This window comes from Terriglobus roseus (assembly GCF_900105625.1).
In the GTDB taxonomy this organism is placed as follows: Bacteria; Acidobacteriota; Terriglobia; order Terriglobales; family Acidobacteriaceae; genus Terriglobus; species Terriglobus roseus_B.
Genome location: NZ_FNSD01000001.1, coordinates 4,115,965 through 4,132,535 on the forward strand (window position 1 = coordinate 4,115,965; position 16,571 = coordinate 4,132,535).

General features: G+C 60.3%; 10 protein-coding genes. 6 read left to right on the forward strand and 4 right to left on the reverse strand.

What is annotated here, in order from left to right; all coding sequences use genetic code 11:
- Window position 1 precedes the first annotated feature (1 nt).
- Both BLW03_RS17145 and BLW03_RS17150 read right to left on the reverse strand, forming a co-directional pair.
- The gene (locus tag BLW03_RS17145; protein WP_074655246.1) at window positions 2–712 is read right to left on the reverse strand and encodes a GntR family transcriptional regulator; all 711 of its coding nucleotides are present in this window, start codon (window positions 710–712) and stop codon (window positions 2–4) included.
- Between the two features lie 55 nt (window positions 713–767).
- A complete protein-coding gene (locus BLW03_RS17150) occupies window positions 768–2,945 on the reverse strand; it encodes a M20/M25/M40 family metallo-hydrolase (protein ID WP_074655247.1) in 2,178 nt (725 codons plus the stop codon).
- Window positions 2,946–3,223: 278 nt separating this feature from the next.
- On the opposite strand from BLW03_RS17150, the gene BLW03_RS17155 reads away from it, so the two are divergent.
- From BLW03_RS17155 to BLW03_RS17165, 3 genes are all read left to right on the forward strand, one after another.
- Window positions 3,224–6,292 (forward strand): TonB-dependent receptor, encoded by a 3,069-nt coding sequence (locus BLW03_RS17155; protein ID WP_074655248.1) that lies wholly within the window; start codon window positions 3,224–3,226, stop codon window positions 6,290–6,292.
- A 90-nt stretch (window positions 6,293–6,382) separates the two neighbouring features.
- The gene (locus tag BLW03_RS17160; RefSeq protein ID WP_074655249.1) at window positions 6,383–7,858 is read left to right on the forward strand and encodes a M28 family metallopeptidase; all 1,476 of its coding nucleotides are present in this window, start codon (window positions 6,383–6,385) and stop codon (window positions 7,856–7,858) included.
- Between the two features lie 37 nt (window positions 7,859–7,895).
- Window positions 7,896–9,701 carry an amidase gene (locus BLW03_RS17165; protein WP_074655250.1) on the forward strand — a complete coding sequence of 602 codons (1,806 nt, stop codon included), beginning with the start codon at window positions 7,896–7,898 and terminating at the stop codon, window positions 9,699–9,701.
- A 13-nt stretch (window positions 9,702–9,714) separates the two neighbouring features.
- Here BLW03_RS17165 and BLW03_RS17170 read toward each other — a convergent pair whose 3' ends face one another.
- A complete protein-coding gene (locus BLW03_RS17170; protein WP_074655251.1) occupies window positions 9,715–11,076 on the reverse strand; it encodes a Gfo/Idh/MocA family oxidoreductase in 1,362 nt (453 codons plus the stop codon).
- A gap of 197 nt (window positions 11,077–11,273) precedes the next feature.
- On the reverse strand, window positions 11,274–11,456 hold the full coding sequence (locus BLW03_RS17175) for a hypothetical protein (protein ID WP_074655252.1): 183 nt from the start codon (window positions 11,454–11,456) through the stop codon (window positions 11,274–11,276).
- A gap of 184 nt (window positions 11,457–11,640) precedes the next feature.
- Here BLW03_RS17175 and BLW03_RS17180 point away from each other — a divergent pair, with 184 nt between their 5' ends.
- The 3 genes from BLW03_RS17180 to BLW03_RS17190 all read left to right on the forward strand — a co-directional run bounded on the left by BLW03_RS17180 (window position 11,641) and on the right by BLW03_RS17190 (window position 16,527).
- Window positions 11,641–12,027 carry a hypothetical protein gene (locus BLW03_RS17180; protein ID WP_074655253.1) on the forward strand — a complete coding sequence of 129 codons (387 nt, stop codon included), beginning with the start codon at window positions 11,641–11,643 and terminating at the stop codon, window positions 12,025–12,027.
- 151 nt (window positions 12,028–12,178) lie between these two features.
- Window positions 12,179–15,037, forward strand: coding sequence for a TonB-dependent receptor (locus BLW03_RS17185; RefSeq protein ID WP_074656103.1), 2,859 nt, complete (start codon window positions 12,179–12,181; stop codon window positions 15,035–15,037).
- A 14-nt stretch (window positions 15,038–15,051) separates the two neighbouring features.
- Window positions 15,052–16,527, forward strand: coding sequence for a PepSY-associated TM helix domain-containing protein (locus BLW03_RS17190; protein WP_083350611.1), 1,476 nt, complete (start codon window positions 15,052–15,054; stop codon window positions 16,525–16,527).
- The last annotated feature ends 44 nt before the right edge of the window (window positions 16,528–16,571 follow it).

Below are 16,571 nucleotides of genomic sequence, written 5' to 3' on the forward strand. Positions count from 1 at the left end.
CCTAAAATATGACTCCAGCGGCAGTGTCGGGCAGGCTAACGCCCGTTTCTTCCTCCAGGCGCGCCCGCTCCCAGGCCTCGACCAGCGCGCTTCGGACGAACTGGATGTGAGAGCTTGTCCTCTCCTTTGCAAGCAGGCGATCTCCTGAGGCGATGGCTTCCGTGATGTTCCGGTGGGCGGATGGTGTGTCTGATGAAGTCAGTTGATAGGTCTGGCATCGACACAGCCATAGCTTGTCTTGCAGATTGCTGTGCACGCGCGACAGCTCCAGGTTGCCGGTAGCGCCAACGATCATGCGGTGGAAGAAGATATCTTCCTCGATGTACTCGTCCTTCTTCCGAGAGCGGAGAAGCTCCTCCGTGCGATCCACGCTGCTTCGGAGCTCGGCGATCAACTCCGGAGTGATAGGAACGATCTCGGCTGCGAAGGTCTCGAGGGCTTCGCGGAGATTGTAGAGGTCGGAGATCTCTTTCCCGGTGAACTGATGGACATAAGCGCCGCGACGAGGCTCGATGCGCACCAGGCCCTCGCTTTGCAAGGAATTGAGCGCCTCGCGCACCGGCGACTTGCTGATACCTAACTGCTCGGCGAAAAAGGTCTCGGTCAGGCGAACATCTGCGCCTGGATTCTCTGCCAGGATGTAACGCCGGATGCTCTTGTGAGCTTGTTCCGTAAGGCTGAGCGAGGTGTGCAGTTTTTTCAAAGGAGACATGGGGCGCTTTCTCGTTCGTGACGATCGATAGAACGGACTTCGGATCAGCCAGTAACTACCACTCCTTCGCCAGGGCAGTGACGATGTCAGTGAGCGCGACCACATCGCGCATGTCAACGACCTCGGCGGGAGAGTGTGCGTAGCGCAGGGGCCAGCTCAGGGCGACATCGGTTGTGCCATAGCGAACGAAGGCTGCGCCGTCGTTGCCGCCTCCGGTAACACCGTACTGAACCGGGATGCTGTGTTTGCCAGCGATGATCCGTACGCGCTGCACTGCGCTGAGCGGAACAATGTTCGAGTTGTCGATGGCACGGATGACGAAGCCCTCGCCAAGCTTGCCATCAGCAAAGCGGTGCGATTCCAGCGGCGTGTCAGAAGACACAAAGGTATCGATGGCAAAGACGGTCTCCGGCACCTTCTTCGTTTCATTTGCCTTTCCTGCGAAGGCGGTTGCCCCCAACAGACCGAGCTCTTCCTGCGTGGACCAGACGAAGGTCACGTCGCGATTGAAGTCTTTCCCGAGAGCCCACACAGCCTCGATCATCGCCGTGCATCCGACCCTGTCATCCAGGCTGCGGACCGAGACGCGGCCATCCTGCAGCGTGCGCAGACGCTTGGGAATTGTGACAAAGTCGCCGACCTTAATGCCGAGCGAGGCGGCTTCCGCAGAGCTGGATGCGCCCACGTTTAACTTCGCAGCGATGCGAAAGTCTGATGGAAAGTGGAACTGGCTTGTGTCGAAGCTATCGGGCAGAGTCACGACAGCGCCAAGCATGCCGGCGCTTGTGTGTACCAGCGCTGGATGTCCCCAGAAGAACGCCGGTGAGCCGCCACCCTTGTTGTCGAGCTCGAGGGTGCCGTCTGCGCTAATACTCTTGATGCGGAAGCCCAGCTCGTCCGTGTGCGCCATGAAGACCGCCGCGGGCTTTTCACCCTTGCCGAAGCGAACGATCAAGTTGCCGGCCGCATCCGTCTCGGTCTTCACCCACGGCGGCAGTAGACGCTCCACAGCCTCCCGCGGCATACGCTCCACCTCACTCACGCCGTATGTCTCTGTGAGCGTTTTCAACACGGCACCTATCTCTGGCTTCACCGACAGCTTTGCAGCGGCTTGAGGGTAGGCGGTAGCCGTGGGCGCCATCGACGGAGGTGCGGAGAAGCTGGCCCCGGCGTAGCGGAACAGGTCAGTCTGCAGCGCATACAGATCGCGTTCGTCCAACATCTCGCCTGCGGTCAGCGGGTACTGCAAGGGGAGGCCAAGATGCAGCGTGTGCGCGGGAAGCGGGAAAGCCGGGCCGTAGCCCTTGATGAGGAACGAGGCCGCTCCGGTGTGCTGCAGGGGAGCGCTACCGAACCAATTGGACGCAGTGGCGTCAACATTGCTCGTGAAAGCGATCGCGCCTGATCCCAGAATTGCGGGTGTCAGGACAGATTTGGGTTCCGGGCGTCCTCGGCCGACGTAGATCAGTTCATCCGGTTGCGTGGTTTGAAGCACCCGTGTGAGTCCGCGTGAGCCGGCGTACTGCTGCGTGACAAAGGCGATTGTGGTCGTGCCCGTTCCTGGCTTTGCGGCCAGTGCCCTGGCAAGCTGCAGCAGGAGGGCTGCGCCAAAGCGGTCTCCAATAGCCGTGCCCACCCAGTCATGGGGTCCAACACGCATGACCGTCCTGTCTGCTGCCAGAGGACTCAGAACCTCGACGCCACTGCGCAGGACATCGGCGGAAGACTTCGCCCCTATGTCGACATACATGTTGTCGATGTCATCGGGATCCGGGACGTTCGCGCGGCCGGGTGTCAGGTGGATGGACAGCGCTGCCACCACGACAGGTAGGGAAGTTCCATTCGAAGTGGTGACCAGCATCTGCTGAGCGTTCTGCATCTCGTTGTAGTGGGGAGGCATGCCGGCCTGGGGCAGGCGTTGCACCCGCAGATAGCCATCCGGCTCAATATGGCTGACGACGTAGCCGGGCTCATCGATCGGAGCCGCGATCAGGCGATGGGGTGATCCGCTGCCAAAGGTGACGGAGACGTTTCCCATGGCATCCCGTTGCGGACGCATGTCTTTCAGAACGTCGGCGATGCGCGCTGACAGCGCGGACTCGTAGCCGGAGACGGCGGCAGTATTCGTCAGCCAGGTGAGATCGTCTGTCGTGGAGCGCACCTGGGCGACAGCGTGGTTGATTCCGGCCAAGGCAATCAGGAGCGAGACGAACCGAATCGGGAGAGCGTGCATGATGCCTCTATGTGAATCCACGATGAATGACGTGTTGGTATCTGATATATTACGCACCAATCGACTTATTAACCGGCGGTTCGCTGCATCCCGCCGATCCTGCGAAACTGCCGGACCCCACGGTGGCGCTGCACCTGAATTGCGTGCCAAGCCACCTACGAAAACTACGAAATGCATCGTGTACGCGGTGATGCAAGAGCTGCTCTGGAAGCAGCCATGGAGCATCCCCAGGGGTGCCCCTCACCCGCAGAAGACGTGTTCACCATTTAGGAGGCATCATGAACAAGCGCACTTCCTTCCTCGCTCTCGCGGCATTTTCTGTCGTTCCAGCGATCGTTTTCGCGCAGTCTACTGCGACCCTTTCAGGTACCGTCAAGGATCCGTCGGGCGCCGTTCTGCCCGGTGCGCAGGTGATGATTCACAATCTTGGCACCGGGGCAGAGCGCTCGCTGGTGAGCGATAGCGCCGGGCAGTACGTTGCGCCGTCGCTCGCTCCGGGCGATTACTCGGTGCGCGTCACGGCGAATGGCTTTGGCACCTACACCGTGCCGCGCCTCACGCTTCTGGTCGATGCGCACGCAAGCCTTGATGTCCCCATGTCTCCGGCCTCCGCAGGTGAGACCGTCCAGGTGGAAAGCACGGCCTCGCTGATCGAGGCGGACACTATCACCGTTGGTGAGGTCATCGATCGCCGCACCGTCCAGGAGGTGCCGCTGAACGGCCGCCACTTCCTCGACCTCACCGTACTCACCCCGGGTGGTGTGACTGCGCCTGCGAACGGCAACCTGACAACGCCGAGCCGTGGCCTTGGTGCAAACTCGTTTATCACCGCCGGCAACCGCGACGACTCCGTGAACTTTCAAATCAACGGTGTGAACCTGAACGATCTGACACAGAACCAGATCACCTTCCAGCCGTCGATCAACACCACGTCCGAGTTCAAGATCAACAACCAGACCTTCTCCGCGGAGTACGGCCGCTCCTCGGGTTCGGTAGTCAATGTCAGCACGCGCTCCGGCACCAATAGCTTCCATGGCGAAGGCTTCGACTACATCCGTAACGAAGCTCTCGATGCACGCAACTACTTCACTCCGGCGGGCACGCGCATGCCTGCACTGAAGCGCCACAACTTCGGCGGCGCCGTGGGTGGCCCCATCTGGAAGGACCACACGTTCTTCTTCGCCAGCTACGAGGGTCTGCGGCAGTCGCAGGGGCTTTCGCTGAATACTGTCGTCCTTACGGCTGCGCAACGCGCCGGAGTTACAAATCCAGTCGCGCAACGGCTGCTGGCATTGATTCCAGTTGCGAATGACAGCACGGGCACACGCCGTTTGGACACTGCGCCTGGACCGGTCCAAACCGATCAGGGCACGATCGACATCAGCCAGACTTTCGGGAAGGCCGACACGCTTCACGGCTTCTACGCGATTCAGAAGGACAAGCGCACCGAGCCGAACCTGCAGGGCAACACCATCCTTGGCTTTGGAGATAACCGCGCCGCGAGCCGCCAGATCCTCACCCTGAATGAGACCCATGTCTTCTCGCCGCGCTTCGTGAACGAGTTTCGTCTCGGTTTCAACCGGATCGCCATCAGCTTCAACCCGAATGTAACGACCGATCCGACATCGCTGGGTCTCGGTACCGGGACGACCGGACCGAACGGCATCCCGCAGTTCACCATTACCGGCACGGGCATCAACGCCGGTGGCCCGTCCGGATTCCCGCAGGGACGCTTCGATACCCTGGGAATCGCTTCGGACACGGCGAGCTACACCGTCGGAAAGCACTCGCTCAAGATCGGTGGCGAATTCCGCCGCTTCCTGAATGTGAACTTCTCCCAGGACACGGGCACCATCGGCTTTAACTCGGTAGCTCTCTTCCAGCAGGGGCAGGCAAACAGCTTCTCCATTACACCCACACGCACTTCCAACCGCCTGTATGTGAATGCCCTGGGGGCATTTGTGCAGGATAGCTGGAAGCTGACGCCGAATCTGACGGCCGAACTTGGTTTCCGCTTCGAATGGAACGGATCGCCCATGGACGGTGCAAACCGCCTGGTGGTCTTTGATACCGACACCCGTTCGTTGTTCCGGGTAGGTACGAACGGCTATGGAAACAGCCCATACAAGCAGAACTACAACTACGAGCCACGCGTGGGCTTCGCGTATGACGTCTTTGGCACCAACAAGACCGTCCTGCGCGCCGCGTATGGCTACATGGCGGATCAGCCTGAGACAAATGCCATCAGCGCGCTCAACGGAAACCCGCCGTTTGCGAGCCGCGTAACCTACAGCAGCTCCACGACGACCATTCCATTGTCGAATCTCTATGGCGGTGCCGCTGCCTCCGGTATCGGCATCAGCGGTGTCCAGCGCAATCTGAAGAATGGCTACATTGAGACATTCAATGCGAACATCCAGCAGGCACTGCCGTTCGGTGTGGTTTCGTCGATTGGCTACTACGGTTCTGTCGGCAAGCACCTGCGTACGCCGTTGAACATCAACCAGCCCAACGCGGTCGGCGTTCGGCCGTTCCAGAGCGTATCGGCGACCAGTCCTATCTCGGCCAACGCCAATATCAGCGGTGTGAATATCACGCAGGTGTCCAGCATCGGCATGTCGAACTACAACGCCATGTGGCTCACGTTGCGGAAGGAGTTCCGCAACGGCCTGAACTTCAACTTCAACTACAACTACTCGAAGTCGTTGGACACCGGCTCGCTGAGCAGCACGGTGTTGCAGGATGCAACGCGGCCCTATCTGAACTACGGTCCGTCAGACTTCGACACTGCGAATCGCATTGCCTTCAACGCGGTTTATACGCTGCCGTTCAAGGGAAACCGATTTGTAGAAGGTTGGCAGCTTTCCGGCATTTCGCAGTGGCAGACAGGGAACCCGCTGAATGTCACAACCTCGTCGACGTTTACCGGCACCGCGAACGTGCTGCATCCGAACCTGTTGCAGCCCGTGCAGTATCAGAAGTTGAAGACGTCGGCGCTGGCTGTGCAGTGGTTCAACCCAACCGTGTGCACCGCGCCTGCGACGGCAAACTGCACCTTCCAGCTTCCAACCACCGGCTTCGGAAACCTTAGCCGCAACGCTCTGCGCGGACCGGGCTTCGCGGATACCGACTTCTCGATCGAGAAGAACACGGCCATCACGGAGAGCGTGAAGTTCCAACTGCGTGCTGATGCATTCGATATCTTCAACCACGCGAGCTTCGGCAATCCCGGAACCTCGGCGTCGGTCGGATCCTCGACCTTCGGCGTCATCTCTGCAACGCGTTTTGCGATCGGTGACCTTGGCTCATCACGGCAGTTGCAGATCGTGGGCAAGATCATCTTTTAGTGAAAGACTGACTCGTAACGTGCGGCACTCGTCACCGGGTGCCGCATACTCTTTGTACTGAACGCACCTTACACATGCCGGGAGTTCGCGATGAAATTCGTTCGTTCCGCAGCGATTGCTGCGATGGGTCTGTCCGCAGGTTTGTTTGCATCAGCACAAAAGCCACATGCCACAGCCGACAAGGTAGACTTCACTGCGGTTGGCACGCCCCTCGCAAAGGCACCTGCTGATCCGGAGATCCGTGCTGCGCTGAAACAGGTATCTGTCGAACGCATCAAGGCGAACATCTCGCACCTGGTGGACTTCAACAACCGAACGACGATCTCGTCCACTGACACAGACTTGAAGCCGGGCACCGGCGTGCTGGCTGCGGCGGAGTGGATCAAGTCACAGTTTGAGGCGTACAGCAAGGAGTGCGGCGGCTGCCTGCAGGTGCAGTACGACGAGTTTGTGGAGCAGCCCCAAGCCGGCTTCAACAACAGCAAGCCACGCATCATCAAGCCCACGCCACTGCGCAACGTCTATGCCATCCTGAAGGGCACGGATCCCGTGGCCAGCAAGCGTATCTACCTCGTGACGGGGCACTACGACACGCGCGAGACCGATGTGATGAACACCCACGATCCGGCGCCCGGCGCGAACGACGATTCGAGCGGCACCGCGGTCTCAATGGAGGCTGCACGCATCCTGAGCAAGTACAAATTCCCCGCAACGATCATCTTCGTTACTGTCGCGGGTGAGGAGCAGGGACTCAACGGCTCGGGCCATCTTGCGAAGCTTGCCAAGGAAAAGGGATGGCAGCTGGAGGGCGTGCTCAACAACGACATCGTTGGCGGCGACACCACGCCGGGCGACACGCTGCAGAGCAAGACACGCATCCGCGTCTTCTCGCAGGGCCTGCTGCCCTCCGCACCCATTGAGCAGATTCGTGCCGCGTTAAACATCGGTGCAGAGAACGAGACACCCTCGCGTCAGCTCGCCCGCGAGGTGATGGATGTCGATCGGACTTACCTCGCCACGGCTGCACCGCAGCCTCTGCGCACGACCATGGAGCTACGATTGGATCGCTTCCTGCGTGGCGGCGATCATCGCTCGTTCAGCGAGCAGGGCTTCCCATCCATTCGCTTCACAGAATGGCGCGAGAACTTCGACCATCAGCATCAGCACGTTCGCACCGAGAACGGTAAGGAGTATGGCGACCTGCTGAAGTTCGACGACTTCAACTACATCGGACAGGTTGCGCGCCTGAATATGGCCGTCCTGGGTACGCTGGCGAAGACGCCGGGTGTTCCGCAGAACGTGCATGTCGTGACCTCGAACCTGGACAACGATACGATCCTGAACTGGGAGCCGCCCGTAAGCCCGGTTGGCACACCGACGTATCAGATCGTCTGGCGTGAGACGAGCGCGACCGACTGGCAGTACAGCGTGGATGCGTCCAAGTTCCCGGGCACCACGCCTAACTCTGTACGGCTGCCCGTATCGAAGGACAACGTTTTCTTCGGCGTGCGTGCGTGTGCTGGCACGTACTGCAGCCAGGCCGTTGCACCAGTACCCGCTCGCTAGCTGATCTTCATCAGCCGACAGTAACAGGGAGTTAGAGATGGACTTTCAAACTCGTCGAGCCTTTCTGGTGCAGGGCGCTGCCGCAGCTCTCTCTGTCGCAGCGTCCGCACAGACACCGGCATCGCAGGCACCGCCAACGGCCGGTGCGCCGCCGGCCTTCGGCACAGCGCCCGCGGTTGGTCCGAAGGTTACACCGGACGACTTTGCCCCCGCTGAGAGGCTGATGCAGATCTCCATGACCCCGGCCAAGCGTGCCGAGGCTGCGGGTAACTGGCAGAACAGCATGGCTGCACTGCTCGAGCGGCGCACCGGCCCACGCAAGGTAGCGCTCGACGAGGGACTGGCGCCCGCGACGACGTGGAACCCTGTGCTGTCGGGCAGCGACACGCATCGGTCGGCTGCATCGCGGCAGGAGTCAACGCAGGTCTTCAGCGAGGTCACGTTGTCAATGCCAGCCGACGAAGAGTCGATTGCCTTTGCACCCGTAGCCTCGCTCTCCCACTGGATTCAGTCGAAGCAGATCTCGTCCGAGCGTCTGACGAAGATCTACCTGTCGCGGCTGAAGCGGTACGATCCGCAATTGCGTTGTGTCATCACGCTCACGGAAGATCACGCGCTGCAACAGGCGCGTGCTGCCGACGCTGAGATTGCGTCAGGGAAGTATCGCGGTGTGCTGCATGGCATTCCCTATGGCTTGAAGGATCTGCTGGACACCGCCGGCATCGCCACGACCTACGGTGCGGAACCCTATCGCAACCGCGTGCCGAAAACGGACGGTGCGGTCGTTCGCAAACTGAATGACGCTGGTGCCGTTCTTGTCGCGAAGCTATCGCTTGGCGCCCTTGCATTGAATGACATCTGGTTCGGCGGTCAGACGATGAATCCCTGGTTGCTGGAAGAGGGTGCGTCCGGTTCGAGTGCGGGCCCCGGCGCTGCGGTGGGTGCGGGCCTGGTTGGCTTCGCCATCGGCAGCGAGACGGAAGGTTCCATCACCTCGCCATCCATGCGATGTGGTGTGACAGGTCTGCGGCCCACCTATGGTCGAGTGCCGCGCAGCGGCGCGATGGCACTGGCATGGTCGCTGGATAAGCTGGGCCCGATGACGCGCTCTGTCGAAGACACCATGATGGTTTTGCAGGCGATCTCCGGAGCCGATGCAGGCGATGTCGCAAGCGTTGGTGCGGCGATGCCCTTCGACGCTTCCGCGGGGGCCAAGGGCCTGCGCGTCGGCTATTTCCCAAAGTGGATGGCCGAGGCGCCGGCGACGGACGTGGATCGTCATGCGCTGGAGACAGCGAAACAGCTTGGCATGGTCCCCGTGGAAGTCAGCCTGCCGGACTGGCCTTATGGCAGCCTCAATACGATTCTCTTCGCAGAAGCTGCGGCGTCCTTCGAAGAACTCACACTCTCCAACGCCGACGACCAGTTGAAGATGCAGGTGCCGGACGCATGGCCTAACTCGTTCCGGCAGGCGCGCTTCCTGTCCGCCGTGGACTTCGTGCAGGCGGACCGTATGCGCCGTCGCGTTGCGATGGAGATGGAACGCGTCATGAGCCAGGTTGATCTTCTGCTGGTGCCGTCATTGCGAGATGAGATTCTGACCATCACCAACTTCACAGGCCATCCATCCCTCACGTTTCGCGCAGGTTTCGTGAACGTCAGCGAAGCGCGCAGCGACTGGGCTCCCGATCCGAAACATCCACTGCCGAAGTTCAATCCAGCCCGGCGCGTGCCGCACGGTGTCACGCTCATTGGCAGGCTCTTCGACGAGGGGACCATCGCGCAGGCAGGCATTGCGATGGAGAAGTCGTTCGGTGTATCGGGTGAGCGCCCCCGTATCTAGGAGGACGCTGTGTCTAGGCCAGGAAGGCGTATTTGGCACGCTGCGGACGCGACAGCATCGCATTCGCAGCGTCGTCATTCTTGAAGCGTTCGGCCTGCGGATCCCAGTGGAGATGCCGGTTCGTGTGCATCGCAATCTGGTGGATCAGGCAGGTCGAGCAGGCGCGGTGTCCCATCTCCACGGGTGAGATGGGCGCCTGGCGCGACCGGATGGAATCCAGCCAGTTGCCGTGCTGATCGGTGCTCTTGTAGAGATGAATCTCATCCGGCCCGATCACGGACTTGAGGATGCGTGGATCGCTCGCCTCGAGCCCGGATGCTTTCACGCTGCCGCCCGGATCGCTCGGCGTTGTCTGCTCCGTGCGCGTGACGAAAACCCAGCCCTTGGTCCCGATGAACTTGATACCGTTCGGGAAGTCGCCCGAGATGTCCATCGTGACGCCATTCGCATAGACGGCATGGGTCAGGAACTTGCCGTGGACATTCCAAAGGCCGCTCTTCGGGAACTCTGCAGATCCCCAGACCTCAACTGGCCCGGTGTACTCCGTATTCATGCCCCAGTGCGCGCTGTCCACGTGATGCGCGCCCCAGCCGGTGATCATGCCTGCACCAAACTGTTCGCAACGCAGCCATCCCGGCCGGTCAAAGCCAACCTGCGGATGCACACGCATTTCGGTGTAATAGACCTCGGGCGTCGTGCCCAGCCATGCGTCGTATTGGAAGCCCTTGGGAACCGGCATTGGGGCGGCCTCAGGTCCGGCAGGATCACCCGGCAGACCGACCTCAACATGTTTCAGATCGCCGATGCGGCCGTTGCGTACGAGCTCTGCGGCGTATCGGAACTGGGACCACGACCTCTGCTGGCTGCCCACCTGCAGGATGCGTCCGGACGCCTGCACCGCGTTGGAAAGATAGCGGCCCTCCGCGATCGTCAGTGACGCAGGCTTTTGCAGGTAGACATCTTTACCGGCGCGCACGGCTGCTACGGCGATCGCCGCGTGCTGGTGGTCTGGTGTGCTGATGACGACAGCGTCAATGTCGGGGTTCGCGAGGAGTTGGTGGTAGTCGCTGTAGCCGGTGACGCCGCTATAGGGCTTACCCGACTTATTTGCGTAATAGTCGTTGATGAGCTGCTTGCCGGACTCGACGCGATTGTCATCCAGGTCACACGCAGCCATCACGCGCGCTCCATCGAACTGCCATATGCCCGGGAGATCATGCCCACGCGAGATGCGGCCGACACCAATGGCGCCAACATTGATGCGCTTCGAAGGCGAGCTTTGTCCCAGCGCGGACCACGGCACAATGGTGGGAAAACCGGCGGCTGCAGCGGTCACTGCTGAGCCCTTCAGGAAGGTTCTGCGGGTCGCGATCATGGCCAGACTCTCGGCGTCTCATGTGGTGACAACGGCTTCAAGTGTCCCCGGTCAGGGGATAATTCAACACGCGAACTATACCGGGCAGACATGCAACTGTCCACGGCGGCTCCCTCAGCACTGAGGGACTGTTCTATTCTGAAGGGGTCACGATCAGGCGCCAACATTGCCGGTCAGTTGCCGTCAGGTGCTTGGGACTAGTTCGATTTCGCGAACAGCCGGCGCCACCACGGGGATTCCGGCTTCCCAAACTTCTGTGCCGCGAAGTCGGCGGCTTCCTGCCGCGACTTCAGAACCTGCTCGCGCTGGGTCTGCGTGATCTCCGTAGCGGAGGGGTACCAACTCGGCACTTTGGAACGTAGTTCAGTCTGCTTTTTCAAAGCTCTTCCTTCGTCGGTCTGGACGGTTCTGCGCTTGCGGAGTAACGTTCAATCTTCGCTGTTTGTTCTCTGATAGTGACACATTCGCAGCCGCGCCGCTACAACTCACTCCAGGACTGGCAGCTTTACGCTCCTGTGCGATACGGGTTGCGGGCATCGACATTCAATGCTTCAATCGTGACGGATGCGACTTCTTGCCATTCTTCTGCTGATCGTCATGGGACTGCCCATGACGTCGCCGTTGCTGGCGCTGCAGGCAAACAGTGAGGGCCATCTGCCGGCGTGCTGCCGTCGCAACGGCAAGCACCAGTGTACCGGCATCGCCGGCACGGATGGCCGCATGGACGCTGCCAAAGGTGCGCACATACACGCCCTGGCAGAGAAATGCCCCATGTACCCCCAGGCATCGGTTGCCGCACCGCATGATTTGGCAACACCGCCCGCATCCCGTGTGATCTTCGCTTCGATCGTCAGCCATCCCACCGGGACGGCGCAGACGGAATCCAAGTGGCGCGTCTCGCGCTTCCGCAGCCGCCAGAAGCGCGGCCCTCCAGCAAGCCTCTTCGTGTAGTTCCTCACCACTGCATGCTGCTGCCTGTAGCGCCTCAAGGGATTCGTCCCTTGAAGGCCGTACAGAGGAGGAGCAGCGCTGCTGTGGCGTGCATACCCATCTGGAAGCTGCACACGATCGCGTCGAACAGGACCGGTCGCTGGAGAGTACCGTGTTTCGATCAAGACCTGCTTTGCTGGCGCTCTGCTGCCCGTTTGCCATACCTGCCATCGCTTCTTCACAAGAGGGCCTGACCACGGCGTCTGTTACCGGACGCGTCATTGATCCCAGTGGCGCTGCGATCCCGCATGTTGTCGTCAAGGCGCTGGACCGTGCCACGGGACAGTCAAGAATGGCCGAGACGGATGCGCTGGGGCGCTTTCGCATGCCGCTGTTGCCGGTCGGCGCCTACCGGTTTACGGCGAATCCCGCGGGCTTTTCGGAGGCTGCGCGCGATGTTCCGCTCACCGTTGGAGCCGCGTTCGACGTGGTTCTTCAGGCCTCCATCGGAGAGGAGAAGACATCCGTCACGGTTGCGGCGGATGCTCCGCTGCTGGAACAGGATCGCAGCCAGATCTCAGAGACGGTCCGGCTGACGGAGGTAAACGACCTCCCGTTCAACGGTCGCAACTTCCTGGACCTGGCGCTGCTTGCGCCGGGTGTTTCGCCCACAAATACCGCCAGCGTGCAGACCTTCGCGGAGACGTCCCCGGTGGTTGGGCAGGGTTATTCCGTGAACAGCCAGCGCAATTTCTCGAACAGCTTTATCGTCGACGGTCTTTCTGCAAATGACGACGCGGCAGGGCTCGCCGGCAACTCCTACAGCATGGACGTGGTGCGTGAGTTTCAGATCGTCACATCGGGTGGGCAGGCCGAGTTCGGCAGGGCGATGGGCGGCTACTTCAATGTCATCACCCGCAGCGGATCGAACGACCTTCACGGCACGGCCTACGGCTTTCTTCGCAACCAGCGGCTCAACGCTCAGAATGCCCTCTCACGCAACAAGTTGCCGCTTACGCAGGGGCAGTATGGAGTGAGTCTCTCCGGGCCCATTCGGAAGGACAAGACGTTTCTGTTCGGCAACTACGAGGGACGGCGGCTCAACACCAACGGCATCATCACCATCACGCCGGCAAATGCTCAGGCGGTCAATCAGCGTTTGAATGCCGTTGGATTCGCAGGACCGCGTCTCACCGTTGGCACCGGTCCCACCACACTCTATGGAACGACTGTTCACACGGATACGGCGTTCCTGCGTGCGGACCATCGCTTCAGCGAGCGCGATCAGCTGAACGTGCGCTACAGCTACTACCGCATGAACAGCATCAATGCCCGTGGCGTGGGCAGCCTTGCCGACGTGAGTTATGGCACGGCGGTTCGCGATGAAAATCACACGGTCGCAGTGAGCAACGTCGCTCTTCTCTCGCCGCGTACCTTCAACGAGACGCGCGGACAGTTCACGTACGACGGTCTGAACGCGCCACCGAATACGGATGCGAGTCCTGCCGTGACCATCAGTGGCGTCGCGACGTTCGGGCGGTTCTCATCCTCTCCAACAGCACGCGTGAACTATCTCTACGAGGTAGTCGATAACCTCGTCCTGCAGCGGGGGGCACACACCTTCAAGATGGGCGCGGACTTCCTCGACAACCGCGACACCATCACCTTTCCGCAGACGATTCGAGGCTCCTATACCTTCGCATCGCTTGCCGCGTTTCAAATCGGCACTTACAACACAGGCGGCTTTTCTCAAAGCTTCGGCACGCCTTTTGTCCAGCAGAACAACCCGAACATCGGCTTCTATGCTCAGGACCAGTGGAAGCCAGCGCAATCGTTCACACTGAATCTTGGTGTTCGTTACGACCTGCAGTTCCTGCGGACGATCAAGACCGACATGAGCAATGTCTCGCCCCGTGTCGGCTTCGCGTGGTCGCCCTATGCTTCCAGGACAACAGTGGTGCGCGGCGGCTTCGGACTCTTTTACGACCGTGTTCCCCTACGAGCACTGGCGAATGCGTTGCTGTCCGCAAACAACACTACGGACCCCACGCAAGGACGTTTGCTGAGCTATACCTACTCACCGACAACGGCAGGGGCACCGGTGTTTCCAAACACTGCCTCCACGCCGCCAGCCGGCGCATTGCTCAACTACGCGACGATGAATCCGAATGTGCAGAACGCCTACTCGGAACAGGCAAACATTGGTTTGGAGCAGCAGATCTTTGGAGGAGGATCACTTGGCATCAGCTACCAGCATGTTCGCGGCCTGCATCTGCTGTCTTCCTACAATACGAATATCAACCTGAATGGGACGCGCCCCGATCCCACGCGCGGCAATGTCAAGCCATATGACTCGCGCTTCGATTCCAGCTACGACGGCCTCGCGGTGTCGTTGCTGGATCGGCCAGCGAAGTGGGCCAGCATGCGTATCTCGTACACATGGTCGAAGGCGATGGACAATGTTGGCGAGTTTTTCTTCAGCTCTCCGACGAACAATTTCGACTTCAGTGTGGACCGCGCGCGCTCCGACGATGATCAACGTCATCGCGTGGTCTTTGACGCCACGGTGAACTCGCCGACAACCCATGCCGCCACAGCCGCTGCGCACCTGACACACGGCTGGCGGCTTGGCGGCATTCTGCAGTATTACTCGCGACTGCCGCTCAACCTGGTCACCGGTGCGAACACACTGCAGCAGACCACGGCACGGCCGTGCACCGTGGCGTCGTTTGGAACGCTCGCATGTTCCGAAGGCATCAGGGGCGCAGTGATCGGCCGTAACACGGGCGCAGGGTTTGACTTCTTCAGTCTGAATGCACGTCTCAGCCGCACCTTTGCTCTCTCGGAACGGCTGAAGCTAGAGACCATGGCCGAGGCATTCAACGCGCTGAATCATCGCAATGACGCCGTGCCAAACGGAACGTTTGGGACTGGTCGCATCGACCTCGCTCCCACCAACGCAAGCTTTGGTCTGGCGACCGCCGTCAACGATCCACGCAGCGTTCAACTCGCAGCACGATTCAACTTCTAAGGTAAGGGGACACCGTGAACGAGACTGTATTGGCTGACGCGTCTTCCAAAGGGCTCGACCATCGCACCGTATGGCGCTGGCACTTTTATGCTGGCCTCTTCTGCATTCCATTCGTGCTGTGGCTGTCTGTTACGGGCACGGTTTTTCTCTTCCACCCACAGATTCAGCGCATGCTTGATCGCCCTTACCATCACTTGTCGATCCAGCAGCGGAACTCCGCGAATGATCAGGTGCAGGCAGCATTGGCTGCAGTGCCGGGCAGCACGCTGGATGCCTATGAATTACCGCACTCTCCAACGTCAGCCGCGCAGGTTCTGGTGGACAGGGGCACGCAGCAATTTCGTGTCTATGTTCATCCGCAGTCGCTCGCGATTTTGAAGGTTGATAACGAAGACTATCGAGTCGATGTCTTCACCTCGCGACTCCATGGTGAGTTGCTCCTGGGTAAGTATGGCTCGTGGATCGTGGAGCTTGCCGGCAGCTGGGCAGTGGTGATGATCCTGACGGGCCTGTTCCTGTGGTGGCCGCGCAACTCAAGAGGAGTGGGGGGCGTGCTTTATCCACGCACTGGTCTTGGCAGCCGCGCTTTCTGGAAAGATATCCATGCCGTAACTGGCATCTACGTCTCCTTCTTTGCACTCTTTCTTTTGCTCACGGGCTTGCCATGGGCAAAGAGCTGGGGCGGATACCTGAAGGCAGTTCGTCATTTTAGTGCAGGCCACGATGTCAGCCAGGATTGGACGACCGGCAGCGCTGATCGACTCGCTGCGCGCAGTGCTCGAAGCACCTCCGCGATGCATGACATGTCGAGTATGCCGGGTCACGACATGTCGCACATGCAAAGCGGGGAATCCATGGAAGGCATGCCAGGCGTGGGTGTAGCGCCGCATGCGGATCATGCGAGCGTCTTCGGCCGGCACGCCACCATGTTGCGTGGTCCCGATGCCTTTACTGCCATCGATGCGATAGTCACCAGCGTTGCACCACTGAACCTCCCCAGCCCTGTCCTCATCTCGCCACCCATGCACGCTGGAGGCAATTGGAGCGCGAAGTCGGATACGCGGGATCGTCCGCTGCGCGTTGACCTGGTGCTTGACGGCAGATCCGGCGCCATCCTGAAGCGGACGGACTTTCGATCAAAGCCCTGGCTGGATCGCGTGATCAACACCGGCATCGCTGCGCACGAAGGACAACTCTTCGGATTGGCCAATCAGCTTGTCAGCCTTTTTACGACGGTGGGACTCGTCCTGTTGAGCATCAGTGGCTTGGTCATGTGGTGGCGAAGGAAGCCGGACGCAACGCTGGGAGCACCGCATGCCGTTCGTCCCGTTCGCTTCTCAGCGGGTCTCATAGCGCTCATGGTCGCCCTTGGAATGTACTTCCCATTCCTTGGTGCGTCGATGATCGTGGTGGGACTTGCAGAGCGCTTCGTTTTGCGGGCCTTGCCATCAACGCGACGCTGGCTTGGGCTTCGTCCCGTGAGCGCGTGACACGACGCTGGTACGTGACGATCTTTGTCGCGCTACAATCTGCC